Annotated in this window: 7 protein-coding genes; 3 read left to right on the top strand and 4 right to left on the bottom strand. The window is 50.6% G+C overall.

Annotation, left to right across the window (positions count from 1 at the left end):
- Positions 1-174 precede the first annotated feature (174 nt).
- On the top strand, positions 175-1,233 hold the full coding sequence (locus tag Enr17x_RS22815) for a M42 family metallopeptidase (RefSeq protein ID WP_145311992.1): 1,059 nt from the start codon (positions 175-177) through the stop codon (positions 1,231-1,233).
- 37 nt (positions 1,234-1,270) lie between these two features.
- On the opposite strand, the gene hemL is transcribed toward Enr17x_RS22815, so the two are convergent.
- Together hemL and Enr17x_RS22805 are read right to left on the bottom strand one after the other, a co-directional pair.
- Positions 1,271-2,566: a glutamate-1-semialdehyde 2,1-aminomutase gene (gene hemL / locus Enr17x_RS22810; protein WP_145311991.1), complete on the bottom strand. Its 1,296-nt coding sequence runs from the start codon at positions 2,564-2,566 to the stop codon at positions 1,271-1,273.
- A gap of 15 nt (positions 2,567-2,581) precedes the next feature.
- Positions 2,582-3,853, bottom strand: a complete 1,272-nt coding sequence (locus Enr17x_RS22805) for a PQQ-binding-like beta-propeller repeat protein (protein WP_145311990.1) — start codon at positions 3,851-3,853, stop codon at positions 2,582-2,584.
- 191 nt (positions 3,854-4,044) lie between these two features.
- Here Enr17x_RS22805 and Enr17x_RS22800 point away from each other — a divergent pair, with 191 nt between their 5' ends.
- Positions 4,045-5,712, top strand: a complete 1,668-nt coding sequence (locus Enr17x_RS22800; RefSeq protein WP_232100822.1) for an ABC1 kinase family protein — start codon at positions 4,045-4,047, stop codon at positions 5,710-5,712.
- A gap of 49 nt (positions 5,713-5,761) precedes the next feature.
- Here Enr17x_RS22800 and Enr17x_RS22795 read toward each other — a convergent pair whose 3' ends face one another.
- Positions 5,762-9,517 carry a family 16 glycoside hydrolase gene (locus Enr17x_RS22795; RefSeq protein ID WP_145311989.1) on the bottom strand — a complete coding sequence of 1,252 codons (3,756 nt, stop codon included), beginning with the start codon at positions 9,515-9,517 and terminating at the stop codon, positions 5,762-5,764.
- Between the two features lie 259 nt (positions 9,518-9,776).
- Positions 9,777-10,841: a protein arginine kinase gene (locus Enr17x_RS22790; protein WP_145311988.1), complete on the bottom strand. Its 1,065-nt coding sequence runs from the start codon at positions 10,839-10,841 to the stop codon at positions 9,777-9,779.
- Positions 10,842-11,271: 430 nt separating this feature from the next.
- On the opposite strand from Enr17x_RS22790, the gene trpE reads away from it, so the two are divergent.
- Positions 11,272-12,780 (top strand): anthranilate synthase component I, encoded by a 1,509-nt coding sequence (trpE, locus tag Enr17x_RS22785; protein ID WP_145311987.1) that lies wholly within the window; start codon positions 11,272-11,274, stop codon positions 12,778-12,780.
- Positions 12,781-12,801: the final 21 nt, after the last annotated feature.

Raw genomic sequence — 12,801 nt, 5'->3', positions numbered from 1 at the left:
GCATCTTCTCCAGAAATCCATTTCATCGCCAATTTTAAAGGCGGATTGAAAAAATATCATAAGTCACTAGAATTAAGCCACTTACAAACGGCTTCTGGGATAGCGCATATAGGGAATATGAGAGGTGCTATTTCGTATAGAAGTTGAAACCCTCAATCTTCCAGGAAAGTTCTCATGGATGCGCAATCGTTGGATTTTTTGAAGAAATTGCTCCACTCACCAGCTCCTTCTGGCTACGAACAACCGATTCAGAAAGTGGTTCGTGAATACGTCGGCAACTTTGCAGATGAAGTCAAAACCGACCTGCACGGAAATGTGATTGCCGCCGTAAATCCCGATGCCCAGAGACGGGTCATGCTGGCCGGGCACTGTGATCAAATTGGTCTGTTAGTACAGTACATCGATGATGAAGGTTATCTCTGGGCCAATCTGATCGGGGGCTGGGATATCCAGATGCTGCTGGGACAGAACATGCAGGTGCATACGGCATCCGGTCCCGTGCATGGTGTAATTGCTCGGAAGGCGATTCACCTGCTGACCCCGGAAGAGAGAAAAACTGTTCCGGAAATCAAAGATCTCTGGATCGATATCGGGGCTAAAAATGGAGACGAAGCTCGAGAGCTGGTCTCAATCGGCGATCCCATCACGTTCGAACTCGGCTTTCGCCCCATGCTGAACCAGTTGGCGTCGGCCCCCGGAATGGATAACCGGGTGGGAGTCTGGGTGGTGATGGAAGCTTTGCGGCAAGTCAGCGAAAAATCACCCGAGGTCGGCGTATTTTCAGTTTCAACAGTCCAGGAAGAAATCGGGCTGCGTGGTGCAAAAACGAGTGCCTACTCGATTCAGCCCGAAGTCGGAATCGCCGTCGATGTGACCCATGCGACCGATTGCCCGGCTGTCAGCAAACAGGAAAATGGCGATATCAGGCTCGGTAATGGGCCTGTTGTGTATCGGGGGCCGAATGTGAATCCGGTCGTCTTTTCAACGTTGTCAGACCTGGCGGGTAAGAATGATCTGAGCTACCAGATCAACAGTATTTCCCGACCGGCGGGCAATGATGCCAATGCGATGCAGCTAAATCAAGGCGGTATGGCGACCGGGATTGTCGCCATCCCCAATCGTTATATGCATAGCCCGGTGGAAGTGGTCTCGTTAGAAGACCTCGACCATGCGGCACAATTACTGGCAGAGTTCTGTCTGGACATCAACGAGACAACCGACTTTACGCCGTAAGTCGGCTGTCTCAGGCGTATGGTCAGTCCGAGTCGATTCAGGCAATTTCCTGTAGGACTTCTTCGGCGGCCTGAATCGTATGAGCAATGTCCTCCTCCGTCAGCATCGTGGAAGTAAAGTTGGCTTCAAACTGGCTGCAGGGAAGGTACACGCCTCGATCCAGCATGCCTTGAAAGTAACGTGCAAAACGGGTGGTATCATTGCGTGCTGAGATCGCGTAGCTGGTGACTTTCTCTGGATTGAAAAACAGAGTAAACATCGAACCGCACTCAGCCAGCGTGTGCTCTAGTCCGGCTTTGGTAGCGGCAGCAATCAGCCCCTTCGTCAAACGCTGGGTTTTTTCTTCCAGTTGCGGATAGGGGTTGGCCTCTCTCAGGCATTCCAGCGTGGCGATTCCTGAAGCCATCGCAATCGGGTTGCCGGAGAGGGTTCCCGCCTGATAGATGGTGCCGACCGGCGAAATCGCATCCATGATTTCGGCCTTTCCACCGTAAGCACCCACAGGCATACCGCCACCAATCACCTTTCCTAGCATGCAGATGTCGGGCATGATATTAAATCTCTGTTGTGCGCCCCCTAAGGCGACGCGGAAACCGGTCATGACTTCATCCATAATGAAAACCGATCCGTGCTGTGTACAGAGATCGCGGACGCTTTCCAGAAAACCAGGTTCCGGAAGCACCACGCCCATGTTCCCCACAACCGGTTCCAGAATGACGCAGGCGATTTGATCGCCGAGTTGGGTAAATGTTTCTTTGAGTTGTGCGATATCATTATACTCGAGCACCAGCGTGTCAGCCGTGCATCCTTGAGGGACGCCAGGGCTGGAAGGAGTTCCCAAAGTCAGTGCACCACTTCCGGCCTGAACCAGCAGGCTGTCAACATGACCGTGATAGCAGCCGGCAAACTTGATGACTTTATCCCGTCCGGTGTATCCGCGGGCCAGCCGAATGGCGCTCATCCCGGCTTCGGTTCCCGAATTGACCATGCGGATTTTTTCAACGCAAGGCACCAGGTCGGCAACGAGTTCGGCCAGTTCGGTTTCCAGTAAGGTGGGAGCGCCGAAGCTGGTCCCCTTTTTGAGGGCCTCTTCAATGCTGGAAATTACACGAGGGTGACGATGACCCAAAATATGCGGCCCCCAGGAGCCGACAAAGTCAATGTATCGGTTACCATCAATGTCGTAGAGATATTGTCCTTCTCCGCGATCAATAATAACCGGGTGACCTCCTACAGCACCAAAAGCCCGTGCAGGGCTATTCACGCCTCCGGGGATGACCTTCTGGGCTCGTTCAAATTCTTTTTCACTATTCGGGCGTCGGCTGGATGACATTCTTCTATTCAGACCTTACTTCAAAGGAGATTTCTCGGGTGTTACGGGGGCTGGATTTTCTGACTTCAGCTGCAAACATTTCAGTGTCTTCTCGTCTCTGACAAATAGCAGCCCGTTGGATAACGCAGGTAGAGCCCGGGTTGTCGAATTAAATACCTGAGCACGACCTAGTTCTTTATAGGCTTCTAATGAGGCTTCTGCCAGAACCAGGGTGCCGTCTGTTTTCATGATAATCAGTTTGTTATCTGCTTCAAGCAGAGTAGCATAGCCAAAATTATCTTGTGCCCAGTTTACTTTCTGCGTTTGAGGATCAAAGCAAATCAGTCTTGAGGTTCCAATATCCTGGCGACCGTCAATGCCGATTAATTTGCCCCCGTATTCAATAGGCGTTGTATATTGGCTGGACATAATTTGCTGATTCCGCCAGACTTCGCTGGCATTTGCGCGATCAATCTTGCCCCAGAATCCACCGACTCCATAACTGGCCGTTGCAAACACATAGTTCCCAATCATTACCGGGTCGGCACCATTGACTGTTGGCCCCCGTTTCCCAAACGGAAACTGAAACATGATGTTTCCGTTTTGAGGGTCAACGCCAACCAGATACAGACGGGTGATAAAGATCGCGTAAAAACGCCCGTGTAAGAACGCGGAAGTTGGTGACGAATAACTGGCGTCATCCTTCATTGCCTGCCAGAGTGTAAATCCTTTATCGAGTGAGAACGCGACGATACCGGCATTTTTTCGTTTTCCACCCACATTCACGAGCAGCTTGTCTTCTACAATAATGGGAGTGCTGCCGACGCCGAAATAACCCTGTCCGACCTGAAACTCTTTGTGAGTGTCGCGAGACCAGATCTTCTTGCCGGTTTCCAGATCCAGGCACTGTAGATTTCCTGCGATTCCAAATGTGTAAACACGATTTTTATGAATGAGCGGGACAGCAATCGGGCCATCATTCGGGTTGAAGGTTCCCTTATAATTGACGGGGGTGGTTTGTTTCCAGAGCGGCTCACCTGTCTGCGTATCGAGGGCTTCTACTGTTTCGAGATCGCCAACACGATGAAATAAAATCGCCTTGTTCTTGTATACCGAGAGGCCGGCATAACCACTTCCGACACCTCGTTGCCACTTGACAGGAGGGCCTGTTTCAGGCCAAGCTGAATCAAGTGTTTCTTCTGCTGCATGACCAGTGCGATAAGGGCCCAGGATTTGCGGCCAGTTGCCTGCCTGGCACAGGGATGTCGTGCAGAAAATCGTCAATAAGCAGTAAATGAAAAAACGCATGTATCCGGCTCCGCGTTCCAGGTAAATTGTGACAAGATTTCGTGGAATTCTATTTTAATAACATCGGGGCTTTGCTGCATAGGAACGTCTGTTATAGTCTGCTAAGATAAAAAGTAAAACCGAACCAATAAGTCAGACTGCGCTTACCGAAGAGGAAATTCGTGAGATCGCTTTCTATGCAGGAGAAACCCTTGGATTCGAACCCACTACGGTTATTAAGAAATCTGCGACGAAGCCGCGAAATTGTTACGGTGCTCGTAAATTATGGTTTTGATGACCTGGTTGACCAACTGGGGCTCAGGCGGTATTTACGCTTTGGTCGCCGACTTTTGTTCTGGAAACGTACGGAACCCGAGATTAAATTGACGCGTGCAAAACGGATTCGTCTCGCGCTAGAAAGTCTGGGAGTAACGTTTATCAAATTTGGTCAGGTCGTGAGTACGCGCCCCGATCTCGTTCCCCGGGATGTTGTCAATGAACTGGCAAAGCTGCAGGAACGCGTCCCTTCATTTCCCAGTGAAACAGCAATTGAAATTGTAGAGCGGGAACTGGATGGCTCGATTGATACTTTGTTTGCCGAGTTTGATCGCAAGCCACTCGCCGCCGGTTCATTAGGGCAAGTGCATAAAGCCCGCCATCATGATGGCACTGAGTTGGTTGTGAAGATCAAACGCCCGGATATCGACCGGGTGATCGAACAGGATTTGAGCTTGATGTACGAACTGGCAACGATGATCGAACGCCATTTTCCGGATGCCGAAGTTTTTGATCCTGTTGGTCTGGTCAATCAGTTTTCTCGCACGATTCGGCGGGAGCTGCAATTCATGCGAGAGGCTCGTTCCACCGACGAGTTCTATCGTTTGTTCCAGGATGATGCGACGCTCTATGTCCCCAAAATATTCTGGGATATGACGCAAGGTGATATCATCACGATGGAATACATCGACGGCTATCGGATTGATGACGATGAAGAGTTAAAGAACCTGCCAATCAGTCCGCATGATGTCGCTGCCAATGGCGCACGCATCTTTATGAAAATGACGTTTGAATTTGGAATCTTTCACGCCGATCCGCATCCGGGGAATTTCCGTGTATTACCCGATGGTTCCTTATGTCTGATTGATTACGGCATGATCGGTGTGCTGGAAGAAGAACGTCGTGATTTGCTGGTTGACATGTTGTTAAATGTCGCGAAAAAAGATACGGCCAAACTGGTGGAAGTCGTTTTAAATATAGGTAAGGCAAAACGAGCCGTTGACCATCAGTTATTGCGCGCAGACCTTCGTGACTTTATTGGAAATTACTACGGCATCCCCTTGGATCAGATCAGCGTTGGTAAGATGCTGACCGATTTTATCAACATACTGGCGATTCATCGCATCCGTTGCCCCGTCGATATTATGCTGCTGATTCGAGCGTTGATTACGCTCGAAGGCGTGGCTGCCCGCATGGCACCGGATTTAAATATCGCGCAAGAAATGGAACCATATATTTATCAGATATCCTCCGAACGTTATCATCCGCGTGCGATTACCAATCGTATCTGGTCGGAAGCCTGCAGCCTGTCAAAGGTCATGCATGATCTGCCCGAGCAGGTCGGACGCACGTTGGGGAAATTGAGTGACGATGAACTCCGGATTCATCTAGAGCACAAAGGTATCGATCATCTGACAACTGAGATGGACCGTTCAGGAAACCGACTGGCGATCGGGATGGTCATGTCCTCGCTGATCCTGGCCTCAGCGATTACCATTTCCTCCGATACGCGACTGGTTTATGTCAGTATTCCTATTTTTATGATGTCGAGCCTATTGGGAATCTGGTTGATCTACGGCGTCTTTCGCAGTGGGCGATTGTAAGGTACTTAAACCTTACAATCGCGCGACTGGATGTGAGATCTTCTGCTGTTTATTTTTGATAAACTCGCGATTTCGGATCGCCGCCTGAGAGCAGGTACGCCATTAAATCCCGGATTTCGTCGCCGTTCAATGCATTCATCATGTCTTTCGGCATTTGCGAGATTGAAGAAGGCAGGATTTCGTCAACCTGGTCAGCAGACAGTGTGATCGGCTTGGCTTTCGCATCTGCCGGGTAGACAATCACATTGTCACCATCTTTCGCGATCAGTCCAATCAAAGAGCGTCCATCTTCGGTCAGCACCATCGAAGACTGGTATTGATCCGAAATGACTTTGCTTGGCTCAATGATTGATTCGAGAATATAGCGAGCATCGAACTTATTTTTCACTGTTGTCAGGTCTGGACCCACATCACCACCCAGTCCATCAAATCGGTGACACGCGGCACAACGCATCGAGTGGAACAGGTTGCGACCGTTCTCAAAGCTTGCTGATTTCAGTTTGCCACCAGAGGTATTTTGGCTGGCTTCTCCAATCGTCCAGGTCTTGCCGGGACCTTTGGGGGGCGTAATTTCAAAGTCGGGAACAGGATTGAAATTCTCGCCGCTGATATCTGCCAACGCAGCACGATCAGCGTTATTCAGATAACCGAGAACTTCGTCTCGCAGATTGCCGAGAAACTTGGCGTAGCTGTTCCCGCCGGGGAATTTCGCGGCGGAGTTGATGAACTCAATATAAGCGCGACGCTGATCCATCGTCCAACCTTTCCGCAGGTTGCGAAGCATGAAAGCGTAATTGACTTCATGCGAAGGGGGATGGTTCTTGAGCATCGCCAGCACACGACCGCCATAATTTTTATTGCGACCGGCCAGTTCCGTCCAGTCAGGCACTTCAGGCTCGCCACGATCCGCAATTAGATTGATGGCTTTCGAAATCACGTTGGGGGCTTCGAGGTAGACTAAGACGCGGACCAACTCAGTGTTGATGTTTTTACTCTTGTTTGGCAAATAAGGGTCGAGTACAGAAATGATCTGTTCGCGTTGTTCAGTCGTCGGTTTGCCAAGCCGGATAAACGTTAAGGAGTAAGCACGCAGGAGACCGAGGAACTGAGACTCGCTCAACTCAGACGGTTTCAATTCGAGCAACGCAGCGATGAGAGCATCGCGGTGCGATTCATTTCCCATGCGAGCAAGAGCGACGGCACCGGAAATTCTGGCTTGAGGATTCTTCTCTGAAAAGACTTTCGCCGCCCATTGATCGACCGGTTGGGATTCAATCGCGACGCGTGCTGCATGGCGTAACCAGCGATCAGAGCTGGAAAGATGAGGCCAGGCGGCATCGATTGCGGCAGGGTTTTGCTTGCCGTGAAAAGCTTCCAGACTGCGACGCAGTTTTCGTGCGTCCGCCCCCGCAATTTCTCCCGTTACAGGTTTGGTCGATTCATTACCAGTATAAGTGATGCGGAACAGAGCCGATTTTGTACCGCGACCGCCGATGGTGAAATACAGCGCGCCGTCATGTCCAATAATCGCATCTGTTAAAGGAAGCGGCGAGCCATAACAAAATGCTTCCTGTTCGCCGCGGTAACCCGCACCGTCTGGTGTCAGGTGGATGGCATAGATCGTGCCGAAGGTCCAGTCAAGTGCAAAAATTGCGTCCTGATATTTGGCAGGAAACTTCGCACCCTGTCCGCTAATTACACCGGTCGGACAACCAGGGCCAATATTCACGACAGCCGGAAGACTGTCTTCGTAATATTCGGGCCATTTTCCGGAACCACTGCGCCAGCCATAGTCAGAACCACTGACAGCACAGTTAATTCTGGTCGGACGATACCAGGGTGTTCCCAGGTCCCATTCCATATCGGCATCATAGGTGAAGAGGTCGCCGAAACGGTTGAGGGCAATGTCGTACTGGTTGCGGTAACCCGTTGAAATAAGTTCGTGTTGTTGTGTTTCGGGAGAGTATTTCGAAATCCAGCCCCCCGGTGCGAGACGGCCGCGGGCATGCCCGTTTGCGTCCCATTCGCGTGGTAAAAGCAAGTCTTCGTCCCAGGTGGGAACGTGTGAGCGAACAATGCTATCTTGTGGTGGTAAGGCAGCATGGTTTCCGCCGATGACGTAAAGATGCTTTCCATCTTCAGCCACAATTACGGCATGGTTTCCGTGTTCGCCGCCACTGCGTTCGCTGGGGAGGACCTCGGCTTTGTCGAACTGATCATCCCCGTTTGTATCGGTCACTTTATAGAGGTTGCCGCCGTTTTTGTGAAAGTAGAGTGCATCGTTATGCCAGGTCATGCCTTGAGCGCCGGAAAGATCGATCTGCAGTTTTTCGACTTCGACCTGTGGTTCCTCAGCACCTTCTGTAACGGTGATGCGATAAAGCCCCTTGTCGCCTTGATCGCTCGCCAGCAAGCGGCCTTTGCCGTCCGTCGTCAGTGAAACCCAACTTCCTTGTTCATTGGCAGGCACTTCATAGAGCAGCTCAACTTTGAAGTCTTTGGCAATCGTGATGTTCTCAGCCAGTTCTTCAAGATCAACGCCGCCGCTCCGGGTTGTGATTCCCGGCTTACCCCAGGGCCCACTGCCAAAGTCTCCCATTTTTTTCAGCTTTAGTTTCCAGGCGGAGTCGTCGAAGCGGGCGAGTTGCCAGTCTTTAGTTGCTGAGTCGCTCAGTTTCCATTCGGGAGTCGAAATAATCGACTGTTTTTTGCCGTCGGCGGTTTCGATTTCCAGTTTCAAGACAAACGCAGCCACACCGCCGTTGTTCCTGGCCTGGACCGCAATTTGATTTGTCCCGGTTTGAATCAGCTTTTTTGCATCGCTCAGCATCACCGGATTACCCCAGTCGGTCGCCGTGCCGGCGTCTTTGCCATTGATCCAGACGGTTGCCCGGTTATCACAGGTGAAATAGAGTTTTGCCGCTTTGATCGGACCTGCGACTTCGAATTTCTGACGCAGGTAGATTGGCTCATTGCCCGTCGGATTCTTCGTTCGCCAGACCCAGACCGGAGCCGGTTTTTCAGAAACCCAGTCGAACCGGATGCGTTTTTTGGATGTTGTTTTCTTCGACGCAGGGGCTTTCTTCTTGTTCTCAACTGCCGCTTTCAGAACTGCAGCCGCTTCGTCACCGGCTAACGGTCGGTATTGCATATCTTTGAATTCAACCCGCATGGGAGGACCGGCGTGAAGTTGCAGGCCGAGAACACCTTTGGAAAATGCTTCAGGATGATTATCGGTCAGGTCGATGGTGTTGACGCCATTGACTTGATGCACCATGCGGTTTCCAACGGCGACGATTCGAATTTCATTCCAGTCCCAGTCAGTCAGCTGTTGGTTTTTATCGCCAATCTCGGCTACGACTCTCGGCTTCCCCTTGGTGCCCGCTTCCACGCGTTGAAAGCGTTGTGCGATAATCCCGCGACCGGTTCGCTCGCCATAGAGCATTCCGAAGTATTCTGGCTTCGGATGCAGGTCGGCCTGATAACCTTTCAATGCAAAGTTGGCGGGGTCAACCAGTTCACTGCGATATTGAACGCCGGAGTTATTCCCTTTGAATCGGACGGTCGCCTTGAATTCAAAATCGCCGACATCTCCTCCTTGCCAGACCAGGAAGGTGTTCGGCTTAGCCGGTTTTTCTTTCGTTGTTTCGCCAACAATAGAACCGTTTTGAACGGTCCAGAAACCTTCTTTTCCAGCCCAGCCGCTCAGGTCTTTTCCGTTGAACAGATTCTGAAATTCCTGGGCGCTGACAGTGCTGATGGAAAATGCGAGGAGGGTAAGTAGAACGCAGACAGTTTTTCGCATGGTGGTATCCCGGCTGATAAGGGCGAGTGATTATTTATGGGAAACGGTGTTGAAAATAGTGAGGTCTATAGAGTGTCTGGTGAACTGGGTTTCATTTGTCCCCAAGCATCAGAATGTCTCGGAAAGAGCATCCTGAAAACACGATACTATCTTAACATTGCCCGCCAGCCTGTGTCGAGCATGTAATCAAATTCCGACCTTGAGACCGGATGAATTTCTATCGGGCCCGAATCAGTGGCTCTGCCAACATGGTCAGCCCTCAATGGGAACTGCTGGCATCGCTGATTCGCTGGCGAAGATAATTCGCGCGGGCGGCATTTCGCTCGCTGGATTCCAGTTCACCTCCCTGCAGTTTCTGCAAGTGAGCTGGTTGTGTGAAAATAAACATCTCATTCACGGCGGAAATCGGCAGGTCTTCAATCAGGCCCAGATTGACTCCCATCCGCACGCTCGAAAGCAAATGCATGGTTTCTTCTGAACTAATCGTCTGCGCGGTGCTTAAAATTCCATAAGCGCGTGAAACCTGATCGTGCAGCCCCTGGCGGTTCTCTTTAATCAGCGAGTTTCTGACGCGTCGCTCATAAGAAATAATATTCGGGACGACTTCCTTGATGCTGTCAATCAACTGTTGCTCGGTTTGCCCCAGCGTGACCTGATTGGAAATCTGATAGAAGTCACCCATCGCCTGACTGCCTTCACCATACAGGCCGCGTACTGCCAGATTAATTTTCTGCAGTGCCTGGAAAACTTTCTGGATTTCTTTAGTGATGACCAGTGCCGGCAGATGCAGCATCACACTCACCCGGATGCCGGTTCCCACGTTCGTAGGGCAAGCAGTCAAGTAGCCAAATTCTTCACTGAATGCATAAGTCACCTGCTGTTCGAGTAGATCATCGATTTGATTGATCGTGTCCCAGCACTCATTCAGAGAAAACCCGCTACGAAGTACTTGCAGTCGGAGATGGTCTTCCTCGTTGACCATGATGCCTATGTTTTCTTCGCTATCCAGACCAACGCCCCGCGGCCCGGTTCGTTCGGCGTGTTCGCGGCTGATCAGCTGTCGTTCCACAATGAACTGCCGATCCAGGTTGCTTAGCTTGTTGACATCGAGATAGGAGAGTTTTTCTTCCATGGGAAGCGACGTAATGATCGGGCGCATTAACTGCTCGATCTCGCCCAGAGTCGATTCTGTACAGCGATTAATAAAGGGGAACTGTGCGAGGTTTCTGGCCAGTCGAATTCGGCTGGACATCACAATATCCGAGTCCGGACCGATTCCTCTCAGCCATTCACCACTTGTGCGAGTGAACGCGTCCAAATTCACCCTTGTTCTCCTTTAACTAACGAAATTCGATCAAATCGACAGGTCCAAAACTGTGTCTCGTGCCTGTACTGTAACTCGCGTGACATTCATCCCCAAACGGTGTAGACTCAGGGAACAAATACCATACTCATTCAGCCGTTGAAAACAAAGTCCAATGCAGTTCGTTCTCATTGAAAGCTTTGTAAGATCAGACTTGCTCTGACATTTTATGCGATGGGTGCCAGTAATACCATTCCTCTCGTGTGAATCGACATTTTAAATACCTGAAACCTTGAATCAGATGCCCCCTATTTTATTTTTGGAGATTTTTGAGAACTGTTCCTGCTCTCAACTTGTCTCCGGGATGGGAAATGTTCATAAGAGAAAACGCGACAAGGCTTAGAAAAACGGGATGCTTGTTCATCCATAGACAGTGCAATTAAGAGTATTCATGAAATACGTTCCAGATTTTGAAACATTTAAAGGGCTTTCTACAGAGTCCAACCTGGTCCCCGTTTACCGGCAGTTAACCGGGGATACGCTGACTCCCGTCAGTGCGTATCAACTCTTGGAAAAGGGCCCTTATTCTTTTCTGTTCGAGAGTGTAGTCGGCGGAGAACAAATCAGCCGCTACAGCTTTCTGGGGGCTAATCCGTTTTTGACCGTCGATGCTTATGAGCAACGCATGGTCATTCAGCAGAACGGGCAGACAGAAGAACGAACGGCCGACGATCCCCTGGCAGAACTGGAGTCCATTCTCAACCAGTACCAGGCGGCTGAGTTGCCCGGGCTCCCTCGTTTTTGTGGTGGTGCCGTTGGATATGCCGGCTACGATGTTGTCCGTTATTCGGAAAATCTACCGAATGCTCCCGAGAATGACCGCAAACTGCCCGATCTCTCTTTTGCGTTATACGATCATATGGTCGTCTTCGACCAGATAAATAAAACTGTTCTGGTCGTCGCGCATGCCCACTTACAGCCTGAGATGAGCGAAACAGAATTACAAGCCGCCTATCAGGCAGCCTGTCAGCGAATCGATCAAACTTGCGAACGTTTTCAATCCGGCGATGCAACCGTGCTGAAGATGGCCGACATCAGCGTCGATGCGCATGCCGAGCCCGATTTAGAATGGACGTCGAACTTTACGCAGCCCAAATTTGAAGCAGCCGTTGAAGCCTGTAAAGAATATATCGTCGCTGGCGATATTTTTCAGGTGGTCTTGAGCCAGCGTCTCAAGCTGGAAACGGCAGCGACGCCGCTTGACATTTATCGCAGCCTGCGTGTAGTGAATCCCAGCCCGTTCATGTTTTTGCTCAAAACTCCTGAAGTCGATCTGGTTGGCAGTTCTCCCGAAATTATGGTCCGCGTGGAAGATCGTTTTACCACAATCAGGCCGTTGGCAGGCACACGCAAACGAGGGAAAACAGAAGCAGAAGACAAACGCCTGGCGGAAGAATTACTGGCCGACCCGAAAGAACGGGCCGAACATGTCATGCTGATCGATCTGGCAAGAAACGATGTCGGACGCGTGTGTGAATTCGGTTCTGTTGAACTTTCTGACGTGATGGTCGTTGAACGCTATTCTCATGTCATGCACATTACTTCGAATGTCACAGGCATGCTCACGGAAGATCGTTCGGCCCTTGATGCATTGAGAGCGGGGCTGCCTGCCGGAACCGTCTCCGGGGCACCGAAAGTGCGGGCGATGGAAATCATTGACGAATTTGAACCACACCGACGCGGTCCTTATGCAGGAGCCGTCGGATATCTCGATTTTACCGGGAATATGGATACGTGTATTGCACTACGAACATTGGTGATGCAGGGATCGACGGCCTATGTCCAGGCCGGCGCCGGGATCGTTGCTGACAGTGTTCCTGAAACGGAATATTATGAAACATTGAACAAGGCAAAGGGGTTGCTCAAAGCGATTGAAGTTGCTGAAAAACAACTCAAATAATTAAGACGAGAGTTCATACCG

Origin of the sequence: Gimesia fumaroli, assembly GCF_007754425.1 — a bacterium.
In the GTDB taxonomy this organism is placed as follows: Bacteria; Planctomycetota; Planctomycetia; order Planctomycetales; family Planctomycetaceae; genus Gimesia; species Gimesia fumaroli.
The sequence above is the reverse complement of the archived record's forward strand: the minus strand, read 5'-3'. Positions and strand labels throughout refer to the sequence as shown.

Bases quoted from the DNA above. Each gene is read 5' to 3' on its own strand.
- Enr17x_RS22815 (WP_145311992.1), top strand. From the start codon at position 175: ATGGATGCGCAATCGTTGGATTTTTTGAAGAAATTGCTCCACTCACCA.
- hemL (WP_145311991.1), bottom strand. From the start codon at position 2,566: ATGTCATCCAGCCGACGCCCGAATAGTGAAAAAGAATTTGAACGAGCC.
- Enr17x_RS22805 (WP_145311990.1), bottom strand. From the start codon at position 3,853: ATGCGTTTTTTCATTTACTGCTTATTGACGATTTTCTGCACGACATCC.
- Enr17x_RS22795 (WP_145311989.1), bottom strand. From the start codon at position 9,517: ATGCGAAAAACTGTCTGCGTTCTACTTACCCTCCTCGCATTTTCCATC.
- trpE (WP_145311987.1), top strand. From the start codon at position 11,272: ATGAAATACGTTCCAGATTTTGAAACATTTAAAGGGCTTTCTACAGAG.